Annotated in this window: 14 protein-coding genes; 12 read left to right on the top strand and 2 right to left on the bottom strand. The window is 67.0% G+C overall.

The genetic code is table 11. From position 1 onward, the window contains the following. Positions 1-90: 90 nt before the first annotated feature. Positions 91-1,617, bottom strand: a complete 1,527-nt coding sequence (locus ACUTR7_RS03285) for a helicase HerA-like domain-containing protein (protein ID WP_310636638.1) — start codon at positions 1,615-1,617, stop codon at positions 91-93. A gap of 78 nt (positions 1,618-1,695) precedes the next feature. Between ACUTR7_RS03285 and ACUTR7_RS03280 the strand changes: the two genes are divergently transcribed. The 9 genes from ACUTR7_RS03280 (at position 1,696) to ACUTR7_RS03240 (ending at position 11,909) form a co-directional block, all read left to right on the top strand. Beyond that, positions 1,696-2,415 carry a YebC/PmpR family DNA-binding transcriptional regulator gene (locus ACUTR7_RS03280; RefSeq protein ID WP_012205357.1) on the top strand — a complete coding sequence of 240 codons (720 nt, stop codon included), beginning with the start codon at positions 1,696-1,698 and terminating at the stop codon, positions 2,413-2,415. After that, complete coding sequence (purD, locus tag ACUTR7_RS03275) at positions 2,412-3,695, top strand: phosphoribosylamine--glycine ligase (protein WP_012205358.1); 1,284 nt, start codon at positions 2,412-2,414, stop codon at positions 3,693-3,695. Before ACUTR7_RS03280 ends, purD begins: the two co-directional genes overlap by 4 nt. 4 nt (positions 3,696-3,699) lie before the next feature. Next, positions 3,700-4,674, top strand: a complete 975-nt coding sequence (gene hemF / locus ACUTR7_RS03270; protein ID WP_445608116.1) for an oxygen-dependent coproporphyrinogen oxidase — start codon at positions 3,700-3,702, stop codon at positions 4,672-4,674. 249 nt (positions 4,675-4,923) lie between these two features. Further along, a complete protein-coding gene (gene rsfS, locus ACUTR7_RS03265; protein ID WP_445608115.1) occupies positions 4,924-5,709 on the top strand; it encodes a ribosome silencing factor in 786 nt (261 codons plus the stop codon). A gap of 21 nt (positions 5,710-5,730) precedes the next feature. Further along, positions 5,731-6,198, top strand: a complete 468-nt coding sequence (gene rlmH, locus ACUTR7_RS03260) for a 23S rRNA (pseudouridine(1915)-N(3))-methyltransferase RlmH (RefSeq protein WP_012205361.1) — start codon at positions 5,731-5,733, stop codon at positions 6,196-6,198. Positions 6,199-6,325: 127 nt separating this feature from the next. After that, a complete protein-coding gene (locus tag ACUTR7_RS03255; protein ID WP_065345720.1) occupies positions 6,326-6,940 on the top strand; it encodes a Maf family protein in 615 nt (204 codons plus the stop codon). A gap of 161 nt (positions 6,941-7,101) precedes the next feature. Further along, entirely contained in the window at positions 7,102-8,589 is a 1,488-nt protein-coding gene (gene rng, locus ACUTR7_RS03250; RefSeq protein ID WP_013802635.1) for a ribonuclease G, read from the top strand. A 179-nt stretch (positions 8,590-8,768) separates the two neighbouring features. Then, entirely contained in the window at positions 8,769-10,670 is a 1,902-nt protein-coding gene (locus tag ACUTR7_RS03245; protein WP_445608114.1) for a LodA/GoxA family CTQ-dependent oxidase, read from the top strand. 9 nt (positions 10,671-10,679) lie between these two features. Then, positions 10,680-11,909 (top strand): FAD-dependent monooxygenase, encoded by a 1,230-nt coding sequence (locus ACUTR7_RS03240; protein ID WP_445608113.1) that lies wholly within the window; start codon positions 10,680-10,682, stop codon positions 11,907-11,909. On the opposite strand, the gene ACUTR7_RS03235 is transcribed toward ACUTR7_RS03240, so the two are convergent. Next, entirely contained in the window at positions 11,845-12,837 is a 993-nt protein-coding gene (locus tag ACUTR7_RS03235; protein WP_065345722.1) for a Bug family tripartite tricarboxylate transporter substrate binding protein, read from the bottom strand. The genes ACUTR7_RS03240 and ACUTR7_RS03235 overlap by 65 nt on opposite strands. A 235-nt stretch (positions 12,838-13,072) precedes the next feature. Between ACUTR7_RS03235 and ACUTR7_RS03230 the strand changes: the two genes are divergently transcribed. The 3 genes from ACUTR7_RS03230 to ACUTR7_RS03220 all read left to right on the top strand — a co-directional run bounded on the left by ACUTR7_RS03230 (position 13,073) and on the right by ACUTR7_RS03220 (position 16,742). Beyond that, complete coding sequence (locus tag ACUTR7_RS03230; protein ID WP_445608112.1) at positions 13,073-13,960, top strand: helix-turn-helix domain-containing protein; 888 nt, start codon at positions 13,073-13,075, stop codon at positions 13,958-13,960. 172 nt (positions 13,961-14,132) lie between these two features. Next, the gene (locus ACUTR7_RS03225) at positions 14,133-16,301 is read left to right on the top strand and encodes a TonB-dependent siderophore receptor (RefSeq protein WP_445608111.1); all 2,169 of its coding nucleotides are present in this window, start codon (positions 14,133-14,135) and stop codon (positions 16,299-16,301) included. Positions 16,302-16,331: 30 nt separating this feature from the next. Continuing rightward, the gene (locus tag ACUTR7_RS03220; protein ID WP_013802629.1) at positions 16,332-16,742 is read left to right on the top strand and encodes a cupin domain-containing protein; all 411 of its coding nucleotides are present in this window, start codon (positions 16,332-16,334) and stop codon (positions 16,740-16,742) included. The last annotated feature ends 27 nt before the right edge of the window (positions 16,743-16,769 follow it).

Genomic DNA, 16,769 nt, shown 5'->3' with positions numbered 1-16,769 from the left:
CTTTCAGAGCCCTGAAATGCGCCAGCCGTTGCATGGCAACGGCTGGGTGCTATGGTGTTTGATGCGGCGCAGGGCCGGTGCGCCAGTGCTTCAGCGCTTCTTGTTGCCCAGGATGCCGCCGAGCACGCCGCGCAGGATCTCCTTGCCCAGCGAATTGCCCATGGTGCGCATGGTGGACTTGGCCATGGTCTGCACCAGGCCGTCGTGCTTGCCGCCGCGTGGGCCGGTGGTGCCGAACAGCAGGTCCTTGAGCCCGTCCATCATGGCGCCACCTTCGCTCGCCGCAGGCGTCGCACCTGCCGGGCCCGTCCCGGCTGGCGCTGCGCCGTCGCCGGTCGCTGCCGTGCGGCCGCGCAGCACCTCGTAGGCCGATTCGCGGTCCACGGCCTTTTCATAGACGCCGGCCACCAGCGACTGTGCCAGCAGGGTCTTGCGCTGCTCCTCGTTGATGGGGCCGATCTGGCTGCCGGGCGGGATCACGTAGGCACGCTCGGTGATGCCGGGGCGGCCCTTGTCGTCGAGGAAGCTCACCAGGGCCTCACCCACGGCCAGTTCGGTGATGGCGGCCTCGATATCCAGGCCGGGCTTGGGCCGCATGGTGGTGGCCGTGGCCTTGACGGCCTTCTGGTCGCGTGGCGTGAAGGCGCGCAGCGCATGCTGCACGCGGTTGCCCAGCTGGGCCAGCACGGTGTCGGGCACGTCCATCGGGTTTTGCGTGACGAAATACACGCCCACGCCCTTGGAGCGCACCAGGCGCACCACCAGCTCGATGCGTTCGAGCAGCACCTTGGGCGCGTCGTTGAACAGCAGGTGGGCTTCGTCGAAGAAGAAGACCAGCTTGGGCTTGTCAGGGTCGCCGATCTCGGGCAGGCGCTCGAACAGCTCGGACAGCATCCACAGCAGGAAGGTGGAGTACAGGCGCGGCGAATTCATCAGCTTCTCGGCGGCCAGGATGTTGACCACGCCCTTGCCGCCGGCATCGGTCTGCATAAGGTCGTTGATGTCGAGCATGGGCTCGCCAAAGAACTTGTCACCGCCCTGCGACTCGATGGCCACCAGCCCGCGCTGTATGGCGCCCACGCTGGCCGCGCTGATGTTGCCGTACTCGGTGGTGAACTGCTTGGCGTTGTCGCCCACATGCTGGAGCATGGCGCGCAGGTCCTTGAGGTCCAGCAGCAGCAGGCCGTTGTCGTCGGCAATCTTGAAGACCAGGTTGAGCACGCCCATCTGCGTGTCGTTCAGGGCCAGCATGCGGCCGATCAGCAGCGGACCCATGTCCGAGACCGTGGCGCGCACCGGGTGGCCCAGCTCGCCGAACACGTCCCACAGCGTGGTGGGGCAGGCCAGGGGCTGGGGAATCTCGATGCCGCGCTCCTGCAGGGAGGCCGCCATCTTGGCGCCCGTGCTGCCAGCCTGGCTGATGCCGGACAGGTCTCCCTTGATGTCGGCCATGAACACCGGCACGCCGATCTCGGAGAATCCCTCGGCCATTTTCTGCAGCGTCACGGTCTTGCCGGTGCCGGTGGCGCCCGTGATCAGGCCATGTCGATTGGCCAGTGCGGGCAGCAGCAGGCATTCTGTGGCAGAGTGGCGGGCGATCAGAAGTGGAGCGGCCATTTCGGGTTTCCTCGGGGGAGCATGCGGTCAAAAGTAAAATCCCAGCCGCAAGGTTAAATCAATATCAAAGGACAGCCTGTGGCAGGACACAGTAAATGGGCCAATATCCAGCACCGCAAAGGCCGCCAGGACGAAAAGCGTGGCAAGGTCTGGACTCGCATCATCCGTGAAATCATGGTGGCGGCACGCACGGGAGGGGGCGATCTCAGCGCCAACCCGCGCCTGCGCCTGGCGGTGGAAAAGGCCAAGGCGGCCAACATGCCGGCCGACAACATCAAGCGCAACATCGACAAGGCCACGGGCAACCTCGAAGGCGTGACCTACGAGGAAATCCGCTACGAAGGCTATGGCATTGGCGGCGCGGCCATCATCGTGGACACCATGACCGACAATCGCGTGCGCACTGTGGCGGATGTGCGTCACGCCTTCAGCAAGTACGGTGGCAACATGGGCACGGAGGGTTCCGTGTCCTTCCAGTTCAAGCATGTCGGACAACTGATCTTCGCTCCCGGAAGCGACGAGGACCAGATCATGGAAGTGGCTCTGGAGGCCGGCGCCGAGGACGTGATCACCGATGACGAGGGAGCCATCGAGGTGCTGACCGCACCCGCAGAGTTCGAAACCGTGCGCGACGCGCTGCAGGCCAAGGGCCTGACGCCGGAGGTGGCTGAAGTCACCATGCGCCCGGAAAACACCATCGCCCTGCAAGGCGATGACGCAGCCCGCATGCAAAAGCTGCTGGACATGATCGAAGACCTGGATGACGTACAGGACGTCTACCACAACGCTGAACTATGAAAATTCTTGTGATTGGTGGCGGAGGCCGCGAGCACGCCCTGGCGTGGAAACTGGCTGAATCGCCGAAATCGACCAAGGTCTATGTGGCCCCCGGCAACGGTGGCACGGGCCTGGCCGGCGGCAAGGTGGAAAACCTCAACATCACCGACCCGCAGGCGCTGCGCGAGTGGGCGCAGGCCGAGAAGGTCGCGCTGACCGTGGTCGGCCCCGAGGCTCCGCTGGCTGCCGGCGTGGTCGATGAGTTCCGCGCCCATGGCCTGCGCATCTTCGGCCCCTCCAAGGCGGCCGCCCAGCTGGAAAGCTCCAAGGCCTTCTCCAAGGACTTCATGGCGCGCCACGGCATCCCCACGGCGCTCTATGAAACCTTCACCGACCCGGTGGCGGCCCATGCCTACGTGGACCGCCTGGGTGCGCCCATCGTGGTCAAGGCCGACGGCCTGGCCGCAGGCAAGGGCGTGGTCGTTGCGACAACGCTGCAGGAAGCCCACGACGCCGTGGACTTCATGCTCGTGGACAACAAGTACGGCGTGGCCCACAACGACGGCGGCGCCCGCGTGGTGATCGAGGAATTCCTCGCCGGCGAGGAAGCCAGCTTCATCGTGCTGTGCGACGGCAAGAACGTCCTGGCCCTGGCAACCAGCCAGGACCACAAGCGCCTGAAGGACGGCGACCAGGGCCCGAACACGGGCGGCATGGGCGCCTACTCGCCCGCGCCCGTGGTCACGGCCGACGTGCATGCCCGCGCCATGCGCGAGATCATCCTGCCGACCATCCGCGGCATGGAAAAGGACGGCATTCCCTACACCGGCTTCCTCTATGCGGGCCTGATGATCGACGCGTCTGGCCATCCCAAGACGCTGGAGTTCAACTGCCGCATGGGCGACCCCGAGACCCAGCCCATCATGATGCGCCTCAAGAGCGATCTGGTGGACGTCATGCTGGCGGCCACCGATGCCAAGCTCGACCAGGTCGAGCTGCAATGGGACCGCCGCACGGCGCTGGGCGTGGTCATGGCTGCGGCCGGCTACCCCGAGGACCCGCGCAAGGGCGATGCCATCAGCGGGCTGCCGCAGGACGCCGCCGATGCCATGGTCTTCCATGCCGGCACCCAGCTCAAGGACGGCGTGCCCGTCACCAGCGGTGGCCGCGTGCTGTGCGTCACCGTGCTGGCCGACAGCGTCAAGCAGGCCCAGCAAAAAGTCTATGACGTGGCGCGCGGCATCCATTTCGATGGTGCCCAGTACCGCCGCGACATCGGCTTCCGTGCTGTGAAGAACTGAGTCCATGGCAGAGCAATCGACCGGGCAGGCGCTGCCCGTGGCGCAGGTGCGCGAGTACCTGACGGGCCTGCAGGCCCGCATCACGCAGGCGCTGGAGCAGGTGGAAGGCGAGGGCGGTGCACGCTTTCTGTCCGACGCCTGGAGCAAGGGCCCCGGCGAGCGCCTGCAGGGCGATGGCATCACCCGCATCATGGAGGGCGGCCGCGTGTTCGAGCGCGCGGGCTGCGGCTTCTCGCATGTGCGCGGGCCGCAGCTGCCGCCCTCGGCCACGCAGCACCGGCCTGAACTGGCGGGTGCGCCGTTCGAGGCCATGGGCGTGTCCCTGGTCTTCCATCCGCGCAATCCTTTTGTGCCTACGGTACACATGAATGTGCGAATGATTGCGGCCGGCTCAGGTGCGGCCGGCTCAGGTGCGGCAGGGCATCCGGGCAACGAGCCCACCTGCTGGTTCGGCGGCGGCATGGACCTGACACCGGTCTACGGCTTCGAGGAAGATGCACGGCACTTTCACCGCGTCTGCCGCGATGCGCTGGCGCCTTTTGGCGACACGCTCTACCCGCGTTTCAAGACCTGGTGCGACGAGTACTTCTGCCTGAAGCACCGCAACGAGCAGCGCGGCGTCGGCGGCATCTTCTTCGACGACTTCTCTGAGCTGGGCCAGGCGCGCAGTTTCGACATGCTGCGTTCGGTGGGAGATTCCTTTCTGGAGTCCTACCTGCCCATCGTCGAGCGCCGCCAGGCCATGGAGTACGGGCAGCAGCAGGTCGATTTCCAGCGCTACCGCCGCGGCCGCTACGTGGAGTTCAACCTGGTCTGGGACCGGGGCACGCACTTCGGCCTGCAGTCCGGCGGGCGCACGGAATCCATCTTGCTGTCCATGCCCCCGCATGCGAGCTGGAGCTACCAGCGCGAGGACGCGCCCGGCACGCCCGAGCGCGCGCTGCTGGAGCAATTCCTGGTGCGCCGCGACTGGCTTTGAGTTCCATTGCCGCCATCTCCGGCCGCGTGGCGAAATCCGCGCGTGCAAGGGAATAGGCGGCAAAACTATAATTTCAATAGCTTGAGGCGCAGCGTTGGCTGCGTTCTCCACTTTCTTCGGCGCGAAATCTTCCGGCGATCTGTGGGCGAACTCCATGCATTTTGGAGCGCCGCTACAGCCAAGCCCTCTACGGGCCGCACGGCGCTCGCGCTATATTGATCCCATTTCTATTCCACTGATCACCGCCTGATGACCACTTCCACCAAATCGGATTCCGCAGCCAAGCGCGACGTGACCAAGCTGCAACGCGCCATTGTTGACGGCCTCGAAAACGTCAAGGCCCAAGACATCCAGGTCTTCAATACCGAAAAGCTCTCGCCGCTGTTCGAGCGCGTGATCGTGGCTGCGGGCACCTCCAACCGCCAGACCAAGGCGCTGGCCTCCAGCGTGCGCGACGCCGTCAAGCAGGCCGGTTTTCCCGTGCCACGCCAGGAAGGCGAAGAAAACGGTGAGTGGATCATCGTGGACTGCGGCCAGGCCGTGGTCCATGTGATGCAGCCAGCCATCCGCCAGTACTACCGCCTGGAAGAGATCTGGGGCGAGACGCCTGTGCGCCTGAAGCTGGGTGCTCCCAAGCCCACGCGCTCGGCCGCCACCGACAAGGCCGAGGAAAAGGCCAAGAAGGCCGCTTCCAAGAAGGCTGCTGCAACGGCCGCCAAGCCTGCTGCCAAGAAGGCCGCTTCTGCCGCCGCACCCGCAGCAGGCAAGAAGCCCGCTGCCAAGAAGGCAGCTCCTGCCAAGGCCGCTGCACCCCGTTCCGCAGCTGCCAAGCCGGCCGCATCCCGTACGGCTGCTGCAAAGTCGGCCGCTCCCAAGTCCGCCGCCGTGAAGTCGGCCGCCGCCAAGACGCCGGCCCGCAAGGCGGCAGCGCCCAAGGCCATCAAGACCGTGGTGGTCAACCGCGCTCCCGCCAAGCCCAAGGCAGGTGCCGCTGCCAAGCCGGCCGCCAAGCGCGCTCCCCGCGCCAAGGCCTGAACGGTTCGGGACTGACGCTGCATGAAGCTGTTGATCGTGGCCGTGGGCCAGCATGTGCCCGACTGGGCGCAGACGGCCTACGACGACTATGCCAAGCGCTTTCCCCCGGAGCTCAAGGTGGAGCTCAAGGCCGTCAAGACCGAGCCGCGCGGCTCCAAGACGGTCGAGACCCTGTACGCGGCCGAGCGCAAGCGCATCGAGGCCGCCATTCCGCGTGGCACGCGCATTGTCGTGCTCGATGAGCGCGGCACCAATCTGACGACCAAGGCCCTGGCCCAGCGCCTGCAGGGCTGGCAGCTGGAGGGCGACGATGTGGCCCTGATCATCGGCGGCCCGGACGGACTGGACCCCGCCTTCAGGCAGGCTGCGCACGAGCGCATCCGCCTGTCGGACCTGACCCTGCCGCATGCCATGGTGCGGGTGCTGCTCATCGAGCAGCTGTACCGTGCCTGGTCGGTCAACGCCGGCCATCCCTATCACCGGGAATAGGGCCTGTCCCGGCTCCCAGCCTCTGCGAGCGGCCCTGTCACGCGGATCCGAGGATCTCGTGATACTATGATTTTGATAGCCTTCAGCGCTTTGCAACAAAGGGCTGAAGGCATTTCTCATTCTTATCATGCCGCCATTCATCTACCTTGCCTCCCAGAGCCCCCGCCGCCGCCAGCTGCTGGAGCAGCTGGGTGTGGCCCATGAGCTTTTGCTGCCCAACGCCGAGGGCGACATTGCCGAAGATGCCGAGGCCATAGAGGCCGAACTGGCCGATGAGGCAGCGCGTGACTATGTGCAGCGCGTCACCGCGCTCAAGCTCGATGCCGCCATGGCCCGCCATGCGCGCCGCGCTCTGGCTGTGGCGCCCGTGCTGTGCTCGGACACCACGGTGGCGCTGGATGGCCGCATTCTTGGCAAGCCTGCCGATGCCGCCGATGCCCGCCGCATGCTGACCGCGCTTGCGGGCCGCGAGCACGAGGTGCTGACCGCCGTCGCCATACAGCACGGCACGCGGCGCCTGGCTGCGCTGTCGGTGTCCCAGGTCTGCTTCTCGGCCATGAGCGCGCAGCAGATCGACGCGTATGTGGCCTCGGGCGAGCCCATGGGCAAGGCCGGCGCCTATGGCATACAAGGCCGCGCGGCGGCCCATGTGCAGTGGCTGCACGGCAGCTACTCGGGCATCATGGGCCTGCCGCTGTTCGAGACGGCGGCGCTGCTGCGCGAGCTGGGCTGGGCACTGTAGGCCGGCTCCCCGACCTGGGCCCGCAGGGGCGTGCAGGCATGCGCAGACCGCCGATGGCAGCGGATGGCGCGGCAAGATAGTGGCAAGCGGCCACCGGCGCAATGATTGCCGGGCCCCCATGGCCGAGAAATACAAACGACAAAGCACACCACAGGCACAGCATGCAGCAAGACATTCTGATCAATTGGTCGCCACAGGAAACGCGCGTGGCCATCATCGAGAACGGCGCCGTCCAGGAGCTGCACATGGAGCGCCCGCTGGAGCGCGGCCTGGTCGGCAACGTCTATCTGGGCAAGGTCTCGCGCGTGCTGCCGGGCATGCAGTCGGCCTTCATCGACATCGGCCTGGAGCGGGCAGCCTTCCTGCACGTGGCCGATGTCTGGCAGCGGCAGGAAGGGGGCGAGGCCCCCATGTTCGCGCGCAAGGACATGCCTGTCGTGCCCATCGAAAAGCAGGTTTTCGAAGGCCAGACCATCATGGTGCAGGTCATCAAGGACCCGATCGGCACCAAGGGTGCGCGCCTGTCCACGCAGATCAGCATCGCGGGGCGATTGCTGGTGCTGCTGCCCCAGGATGACCATATCGGCATCTCGCAGAAAATCCCGCAGGGCGAGCGCGACGCGCTGCGCGCCCGCCTGCAGGGCCTGGTGGGCACCAAGGAAACCGGCGGGGGCGGCGGCTTCATCCTGCGCACCAATGGCGAGGACTCCAGCGACGCCGAGCTGGCCGACGACATCCGCTACCTGCGCAAGACCTGGAGCCGCATCAAGGACGCCTCGGTGCGCCTGCCGCCCATGTCGCTGCTGCACCAGGACCTGAACCTGCTGCAGCGCGTGCTGCGCGATCTGGTGGGCGAGGGCACGCAGAGCATCCGCATCGACTCCAAGGAGCAGTTCGCCCTGCTCATGACCTTCGGGCAGGAATACATGCCGGCGGCCGTGCCCAAGCTGCAGCACTACCGCGGTGAGCGGCCCATCTTCGACCTGTTCGCCATAGACGAGGAAATCGCCCGCGCGCTGGGCCGCCGTGTGGACCTCAAGTCCGGCGGCTACCTGATCGTGGACCAGACCGAGGCGCTGACCACGGTGGACGTCAACACCGGCGGCTACGTGGGGGCGCGCAACTTCGACGACACCATCTTCAAGACCAACCTGGAAGCGGCCCAGCAGATCGCGCGCCAGCTGCGCCTGCGCAACCTGGGCGGCATCATCATCGTGGACTTCATCGACATGGTGCGGGACGACCACCAGGCCGAGGTGCTGTCCGAATTCAAGCGCCAGCTCGGGCGCGACCGCGTCAAGACCATGGCGGGCGGTTTCTCGCAGTTGGGCCTGGTGGAGATGACGCGCAAGCGCACGCGCGAATCGCTGGCCCACATGCTGTGCGAATCCTGCCCGGTCTGCCAGGGCAAGGGCCATGTGAAGACCGTGCGCAGCGTCTGCTACGAGGTGCTGCGCGAAATCCTGCGCGAGGCGCGCCAGTTCAACCCGCGCGAGTTCCGCATCGTGGCCTCGCCCAAGGTGGTGGAGATGTTCCTGGACGAGGAAAGCCAGCACCTGGCAGGCCTGTCCGACTTCATCAAGAAGCCCATCTCGCTGCAGGCCGAGACAGCCATGGCACAGGAGCAATACGACATCGTGCTGCTGTGAATCGATATTTATCCTGCTAATTCATTATCAATAGCAGTCCGTCTATTGGCGAATGAATGGGTTCAATTGAACTCATTCTTGCGTTGCTATGGATTGTTGATTCCCGATAATTAACTTTGTCTCGGCATTTTTGATACTGTTTGTTGCAATCAGTGCCTCAGCAACTGAAAGGGCGACGAATGGGAATCGACTCCACCATTGTGCGTGCAGCCATACACCCGGGAATTGGTGTGGCGCGTATTGGCAATAGTCCGGATGAGTACTATGTCGGCCCCGAGCTGATGCATGTGCCGCCCATGGCGCCGGGCAGCCTGCGTGATGCGCAGGGCGCGCTCAAGCGCCAGGCTGCGCGCTTTCGCATCTACGGCTACAACGCCGCGGGCGAGGTGGTGCGTGAACTCACGTCCGACCAGGACCAGATCGAATGGGAAGTCGAACTGGCCAATACCAAGGCCGCCTGGTATCAATTCCAATTGGCGCTGGACGTGCCTGAAGCCGCAGCAGCCGATCCCACGATTTTGCGCAATGCCACGGTGAAGGACCGGAAAAGCCTGGCCATTCGACCCGGAGCCCGCCGCATTGCCAACGGCTCTGCCCCGGTGGCATTCGACAGCGGCAGTTTCTGCGGCAAGCCGGTTTATCTGGGCGAATTGCGCATTGAAAAGACGGGCCAGCTTCTTGTGCTGGGAGGCCGTGGCGTCTCTGCCTCCGTGGATGGCTCCAAGGCCACCACGTTTGCGAACAACGAGGGCTGGCATGACGATGTGGCCGACGGCCCCGTGCGTGCCAAGGTCGTCGTGGCCGGCGTTTCCGTGCCGGTGGATGCGGCATGGGTCACGGTTGCGCCGCCCAACTACGGCCCGCAGATGAAGTCGGTGCGCACCATGAAGGACCTGATGGAGGATGTGTACATCCACTCGGGCATGGCCGCCTTCCCGCTGCACGTCTCCTTCAGCCGGCACATCCTGCCCATACTCCAGCGCCAGAGCAGCCTGCAGTGGGCGAACAAGGGCTTTGCATCCCAATTCGGCTGGGGCGGGGCGGCCAGTGCAGATGACGAAGCGTGGATCGCCAGGCTCAACAGCCCGGGCACGACCTGGGCCGAGCTGCGCCAGCAGGTTGCGAATGCCTTCCGCCGTTTTGACCGTGATGGCGCATCTCCCCAGCCCTGGCCCTGGCTGTATGGCGACGCCATGGCCGTGCCGCCCGCCGACACACCGCGCCAGCATGCGGCGCTGACGGCCACGCAGCTGAGGATGCTGGACCTGTGGGTCGGTGGCCATTTCCTGTCCGACTGGAAGCCCGGCCAGCAGTACCCTGCCCAGCTCGCCGACGTGCCGCTGCAGGAGCAGCCGGCCATGCTCGACCATGCCGCCATGGACGACTGCCTGGCCGACGCCTTCCATCCGGGCTGCGAGATCACCTGGCCCATGCGGCACGCCAGCATGTACCGGGCGCCGTTCCGCATCCGCGAGGCGGCAGTGAACCCGCCCGAGCTGCAACTCTACGGCTCCCGGCTCACGCCTGCGGTGGCTCTGTCCGAGAGCGGGCCGCTGTATGCGCAGGTGGCCGGCGACCTCACACGCTGGATGGCGGTCCCATGGCAGACCGACACCGCCAGCTGCCGCAGCGGCTATTACGCCGGCTATGGCCCACGCTACGACCCCTACCTGCCCACGTTCTGGCCGGCCCGCGTGCCCAACCAGGTGCTGACGCAGGAGGCCTATGAAAGGGTCATCGACACCGAACTGCCGCGCGAGCAGCGCGTTGCCGCCTTCAACCGCCGCGAGTCGTGGTTCCGCACACTGGGTGAGGAAGGCTATGAGAGCGAGATCAACCGCATGATCAGCCACTTCGGTGACATGGGCGTCATCGAGAGTCGGCCAGGCCTGCGGGGCGACAAGGACTTCCCGCCGGTGATGCAGGTGGAAAACCGCATCGCCCCGGCGCCGTCGCACGTGCTCAAGACTGCGGTGCAACCGGACGGGCAGGAGGCGCCTCCCCGCATCGAGCCCTTCGATGCAGACAACGAGCAGCAGTTGCGCGCCATGACGCAGCGCGGCCCGGTGCTGCCGCGCTGAGTGCCGGCCATGCCGTCGCACGCCATGGCCGCCGCGCCGCTGCCGGATGAACTGGATGTGCTCGTCGTGGGCGCAGGGCCGGCGGGCGCGGCCGTTGCCGCGCAACTGGCAGGGCACTGCCGCGTGGCGCTGGTAGGACGCGCCGTGCTGGCTGGGCGGGCCATTGGCGAAACCCTGCCCGCTGCGGCCCGGGTGATTCTGTCCGACCTGGGCGCGTGGGATGCGTTCGCGGCACAGGGCCACCGTCCTGCCTGGTCGCGGCGGTCATTGTGGGGAAGCTCCGAGGTCATCTTTCAGGACGCGCTGTTCGACCCGCATGGCGCGGGTTGGCACCTGGACCGAAAGCGCTTCGACGCCATGCTGCTGGAGGCTGCGCGCAGCCGTGGCGTGCCCTGCCTGGTGCCCGCCACGCTGCGCAGCATGCAGCGCCAGCCACCGGGCGCACCCATGCGCTGGCGCTGCCTGATCGATAGGGCGCAGGGCGACCCGGCGCACGGCCCGTTGGAGCTGTCCTGCCGCATCGTGGTCGATGCCACGGGCCGCGCGGCCCGCGTGGCCCGGCAGGCGGGCGCCCAGGTCCACCGTGGTGGCCGCCTGGTCTGCTTTCACGCCTGGGTGGAGCCGCCATCGCATGAGCATGCAGGCACCACCATGATCGAGTCGGACGCCGAAGGCTGGTGGTACAGCGCCGACCTGCCCGATGGCAGTTGCGTGATTGCCTGGCAGACCGACATCGATCTGCCTGAAGCCCGGCGCCTGCGCAGCACGGCCGATCTGTTGGAAATGGCGCATCACACGGCCCTGGTGGGCGCGCGCAGCAGGGGCAGCCGGCTGCTGGAGCCGCTGCGCGTGGCCGCCGCCCACGAACAATGGCTTGATGCAGCCAGCGGGCCGGACTGGCTGGCCGTGGGCGATGCAGGCCTGTCCTTCGATCCCCTGGCATCGCAGGGCCTGCTCAACAGCCTGGTCACGGGCAGCGAGGCCGCCCAGGCCGTGCGCCGCAGCCTGGCGGGCGATGCCGATGCGCTGCCGTCCTGGAGTGCGTGGATCGGCACGATACGCGCCGCGTACCGCACCCACCACCAGCACTACTACGCGCTGGAGCAGCGCTGGGCGGCCGAGCCGTTCTGGACCCGCCGCCAGCGGGCGCCGGAGGCGGGGACCGGAGCCGACGTTATTGCCGTTCCAGCTTCGCCGTCTGCACGATCGCATTCCAGCGCTGGTACTCGGCCCGCGTGAATTCGCGGAAGGCCTTGGAGTCCAGCAGGCGCACTTCGCCGCCCAGTGCCGTCACCTTGGACTTGAAGTCGGCATGGCCCGCCACCTTGAGCGTGGCCTCTTCCAGGCGCTTGACGATGGCGGCCGGCGTGCCCTTGGGTGCCAGCACGCCGTTCCAGGTGCCGGTCACGAAGGTGGGGTAGCCGCTTTCCTTCATGGTCGGCACATCGGGCAGGGCGGGCAGGCGCTGCTCGGAGGTCACGGCCAGGGCCTTGAGCTTGCCCGACTGCACGAAGGGCAGGGCGGGCGTCACGTTCTCGAAGATGAAATCGATCTGGCCGCCCAGCAGGTCGGTCAGGGCCGGCGCGCTGCCCTTGTAGGGCACATGCACCATGTCCAGCTGGGTGGCGCTCTTGAACAGCTCGCCCGACAGGTGGACCGTGGAGCCGCTGCCCGGCGAGCCATAGCTCATGCCGGTCTTTTGCGCGGCGGCGCGTGCCACCAGGTCCTTCACCGTCCTGGCGGGCGTGCGCGTCTCGTTGACGACCAGCACATTGGGAATGGTGGTCACCAGGGCCACGTACTCGAAATCGCCCAGGCTCTTCTCGCTCAGGTTCTTGTACAGGCTCTGGTTGATGGCCTGGGTGCCGGCCGTGCCGAACAGCAGCGTGTAGCCATCATTGGCCGCCGAAGCCACGCGGCTGGCACCGATGGAGCCGTTGGCGCCGGAGATGTTTTCCACGATCACGGGCTGGCCCAGCGATTCGGACAGGCCCTGCGCCACCATGCGCGCCAGCACATCGGTATTGCCGCCAGGGGCGAAGGGCACGACCAGCTTGACGGGCCGGGTGGGATAGGCATCCGCCCAGGCCTGGGGCAGGGGCAGCAGCGTGGCGCCGAGCAGCGCGGCAGCGCGCAGGAATTGCTTGCGTGAAAGGGTGCGGGGCATGGGGGATGTCTCCTTGTCGGTGTTTTTGGTGGCGCAGCGGCTGGGGCCGGCGGCGGATTTTTCAGGCGGGCCAATGCTGGGTGGTGGCTGTCTTGACGTCAATCAATGTTTTGGCAGGACGTCATGCGGCGGGCGAATGACCTGTTCGGCCTTGCTATGCAAATGAGAATGGATTGCATTAACATGCGCCCCTCATGATCCCTGCCACCACGGCGCAAGCTGCCCGGACCCGCCCATGAAAAAGGACCGCACCCTTCCTGCTTCTTCCCCCGGCGGCGCCGTTCAAATGCCCACGCCCATGCTCAGCCTGTCGGCAGGCCGGCTGCGCTTTGACCGCACGCAGTGGTTCAGCGAGAGCGAGCAGGCCGGGGTCAAGCTCGTGCTGGTGCTGTCCGGCAGCATCAGCTACCAGCTGGAACGCTCGGCGCCCGTGCGGCTGTGCGGTCCCTCCGTACACCTGCGCCTGCGCGATGCACCCCATGACGTGCTGCATGGGATGGAGCAGGGCTCGGATCTGGAGTACGTGTCGGCCAGCCTGCCCATGTCGGGCCTGGCGTCCAGCCTGGGCCTGACGCCGCAGGGGCTGGCCGATGCGATGGAGGCAGGCGCTCCTGGAGATTCGGGTGCATCCGGCGCCTGCGGCTCGCTCATCCGCGATGCCCAGGCCAGTGCCGCCCAGCGCGCGGTGGCGCAGCAGATCCTGCACTGTCCGCTGCAGGGCGCGGCGCGCCAGCTCTATCTGGCGGGCAAGGGGCTGGAGCTGCTGGCCCTGTGCATGCCCCGGCCCGGGGAAGAAGACCTGTCCGGGCGCGGACGCCAGCAACTGGAGCGTGCGGCGCAGCTGCTGCGCGAGCGCCTGGATGATCCACCGAGCCTGCGCGCTCTGGCGCGTGAGGTGGGGCTTAACGTGAACAAGCTCACCCAGGGCTTTCGCCAGTGCTTTGGCTGCACGGTGGCCGAATGGCTGCTGGCCCAGCGCATGGCGCGCGCCTACGAGCTGCTGGCCTCTGCGCGGATGGATGTGGCCCAGGCGGCCGCGCTCAGCGGCTACAGCCCCTCGCATTTCAGCAAGGTCTTCCAGCGCCACCATGGCGTGCTGCCCAGCGCCTTGCGGCGCGGATAGTCTCCATCCCAGGTCAGGCTCCGCAGCCGCTTTGCAGCGCTGCAGTCGTGCCGTGATTTTGCCGTGATCGTGCCGGGATCGCGGCAGGCCGTGACGCAATCGCGCATGGACGCTGCCCACGTCTTTCAGAATTTGGATGAGATTGGTTCTCATTTGAAATTCGGGAGGAGTGATGGATTCATCGTCAATGAAGGCGGCGCGGCCCCTGGTGTTGCGCCCCTTGCCGCTGGCCCTGTGCCTGGCCTTTGCCACGGGCGGATCGGCCCGGCTGCATGCCGAGACGCAGGCGGTTGATGCAGGCAGCGCGCCTGAAACAGCCGCACTGCCAGGGATCACGGTCCGCGCCAGCGCAGTCACCGGCACGGGCGTGGACAAGCTGGGCCAGAGCCTGCAGGAAATCGCCCAGTCGGTCACGGTGATCGGGCAGGAGCGCATGCGCGAACAAAACCTCTACAGCCTGGACGACGTGATGCAGAACGCCCCCGGTGTCACCGTGCAGCCCTTCCAGCTGCTGACCACGGGCTACTACCAGCGCGGCTTCAAGATCGATTCGTTCCAGCAGGACGGCGTGCCCATTCTCATGGGCAACACGGCCAGCCCGCGCATGGACATGGCCATGTACGAGCGCGTGGAGATCGTGCGCGGCGCCGCAGGCCTGCTGCATGGCACGGGCAACCCTGCCGCCACGGTCAACCTCGTGCCCAAGCGGCCCACGCGGGAGTTTGCCGGCAGCGCGGGGCTGACCCTGGGCAGCTGGGGCCGGCGTCGCGCCGAGGCCGATGTCGGCGGCCCGCTCAATGCCTCGGGCAGCCTGCGTGCCCGCGTGGTGGCCACGCAGGAGGAGCGTGACTTCTTCTACGACGTGGCTGGCGAGCGCACCGGCAATCTCTACGCCATTGCCGAGCTGGACCTGGCGCCCGGCACCACGGTGCACGCCGGGGTGCACCATCAGCGCATACGCTCCACCACCAACATGGCGGGCGTGCCTTTCTATGCAGACGGCCGCGATGTGGGCCTGCCGCGCAGCACCTATCTGGACGCGGCCTGGGACCGCTTCGACTGGAACACCACGCGCAGCTTTGCCGGCGTCGAGCATGTCTGGAGCAACGGGTGGCAGGCCAGGCTCAACCTCAATCACCTCTCCGGCGATTCCGAGCTGCTCTATGCCGGGGCCAACGGCGCTGTCAATCCCGCCACGGGCCTGGGCGGGCGCCTCACGGGTGCGGCCTACCGCTTCGACGACAGCCAGACCAGTGTGGATGCCTTTGCAAGCGGCCCGGTGCAGCTGTGGGGCCGCACGCACGAGCTGCTGGCCGGCTTCAACCACCAGCGCACGCGCAGCACGCAATGGGCCGCCTCCATCCTCAATCTGCCGCAAAGCCCGGTCGATGTCTTGAACTGGAATCCGCACGGCGTGCCGCTGCCCCTGGTCGGCAGCTACGCCACGCGCGGCCCCACCGAGACGCGGCAAAGCGGCCTGTACGGCATGGCGCGGCTGCAGCTGGCCGACCCCTTGAAGCTGGTGCTGGGCGGGCGCTTCACGCGCTGGGAGCAAGAGACGGGCGGCGCAGGCGGAGCCGCCAGCCGCGTGCGCACGCGCATGGGCACGCAGTTCACCCCCTATGCAGGCCTGGTGTACGCGCTCGGCCCACAGTGGAACGCCTATGCCAGCCATGCGCGCATCCTCCAGCCGCAGAGCAGCTACACCTATGCCGGTGAACTGCTGGACCCGGTACAGGGCAACAACCTGGAGGCCGGCATCAAGGGCGCACTGCTGGACGGCCGCCTGAACCTGGGCCTGGCGCTGTTCGAGATCCGGCAGAAGAACCGTGCCCAGGCCGATCCGGCCCATCCCTGCGTGGGCAATGCCTGCTGGTACATCGCCACCGGCGAGGTGCGCAGCCGAGGGCTGGAGGCCGAGATCGAAGGCCAGCCCCACCGCGACTTGCGCCTGAGCGCCTCCTACACCTGGAACCGCACGCAGTACCTGCAGGACGCGCAGAACCAGGGCCTGCCCTTCGCCAGCTTCACGCCGCGCCACATCCTGCGCCTGTGGGCCAGCTACCAGGTGCCGGTGGCAGAGCGCCGCTTCAGCATCGGCCTGGGCCTGCGCGCGCAAAGCGACTTCTACAACCAGGCGCAGGGCGTGACGCTGCGGCAGGGCGGCTACGCGCTGGCCAGCCTGCGCCTGGGCTGGCGCATCAACCGCCAGCTCACGGCGGCCCTGCAGGTGGACAACCTGACGGACCGCCGCTACTACCAGAGCCTGTCCGGCACGGGCTGGAACAACCGCTATGGCGAGCCGCGCAGCGCCACGCTCAGCCTGCGCGCCGAGTTCTGAGAACCCGCTTCACCATCGATGGAACACACCATGGACAAGAACGCCCATTCCCTCATCGCCCGGCCGCTGGCGCAGGCCAGCCACCTCATCGGCCTGTGCGCCCCTTCGCAGGTGCGCGTGCTGGGCCCGCACGAAAAGCTGGACCCGGCCAGCGACTGGATCATTGGCATCAAGCCTTTCAGCGACGGTGCCTCGCTGCATGACGGGCACTGGGAGCGCCATCCCGTCGGCGACGAAGTGCTGTGCCTGCTGGACGGCGAAGTGCGTGTGCTGCTGCGCCCGCAGCGGCGCGGGGAGGAGGCTCCGGTTCTGGAACTCTCGGCAGGCCAGATGCTGGTGGTGCCGCGCGGCTGCTGGCACCGGCTGGAAGCGGTGCAGCCGGGCCGCCTGATGTTCATCACGCCCGCGCGTGGCAGCGAGCACGAGAAGGTACAGCCATGAGCCCGCCCCTGCACGATGCGGACAGCG

Source organism: Delftia sp. NA_296.1, assembly GCF_052692095.1.
This window is presented reverse-complemented; position numbering and strand designations above follow the sequence as displayed.

Excerpts from the sequence above, each read along its gene's own strand:
- ACUTR7_RS03225 (WP_445608111.1), top strand. The coding sequence starts at position 14,133 with ATGGATTCATCGTCAATGAAGGCGGCGCGGCCCCTGGTGTTGCGCCCC.
- hemF (WP_445608116.1), top strand. The coding sequence starts at position 3,700 with ATGGCAGAGCAATCGACCGGGCAGGCGCTGCCCGTGGCGCAGGTGCGC.
- rlmH (WP_012205361.1), top strand. The coding sequence starts at position 5,731 with ATGAAGCTGTTGATCGTGGCCGTGGGCCAGCATGTGCCCGACTGGGCG.
- ACUTR7_RS03255 (WP_065345720.1), top strand. The coding sequence starts at position 6,326 with ATGCCGCCATTCATCTACCTTGCCTCCCAGAGCCCCCGCCGCCGCCAG.
- ACUTR7_RS03245 (WP_445608114.1), top strand. The coding sequence starts at position 8,769 with ATGGGAATCGACTCCACCATTGTGCGTGCAGCCATACACCCGGGAATT.
- purD (WP_012205358.1), top strand. The coding sequence starts at position 2,412 with ATGAAAATTCTTGTGATTGGTGGCGGAGGCCGCGAGCACGCCCTGGCG.
- ACUTR7_RS03230 (WP_445608112.1), top strand. The coding sequence starts at position 13,073 with ATGAAAAAGGACCGCACCCTTCCTGCTTCTTCCCCCGGCGGCGCCGTT.
- rsfS (WP_445608115.1), top strand. The coding sequence starts at position 4,924 with ATGACCACTTCCACCAAATCGGATTCCGCAGCCAAGCGCGACGTGACC.
- ACUTR7_RS03240 (WP_445608113.1), top strand. The coding sequence starts at position 10,680 with ATGCCGTCGCACGCCATGGCCGCCGCGCCGCTGCCGGATGAACTGGAT.
- ACUTR7_RS03285 (WP_310636638.1), bottom strand. The coding sequence starts at position 1,617 with ATGGCCGCTCCACTTCTGATCGCCCGCCACTCTGCCACAGAATGCCTG.
- ACUTR7_RS03220 (WP_013802629.1), top strand. The coding sequence starts at position 16,332 with ATGGACAAGAACGCCCATTCCCTCATCGCCCGGCCGCTGGCGCAGGCC.
- rng (WP_013802635.1), top strand. The coding sequence starts at position 7,102 with ATGCAGCAAGACATTCTGATCAATTGGTCGCCACAGGAAACGCGCGTG.
- ACUTR7_RS03235 (WP_065345722.1), bottom strand. The coding sequence starts at position 12,837 with ATGCCCCGCACCCTTTCACGCAAGCAATTCCTGCGCGCTGCCGCGCTG.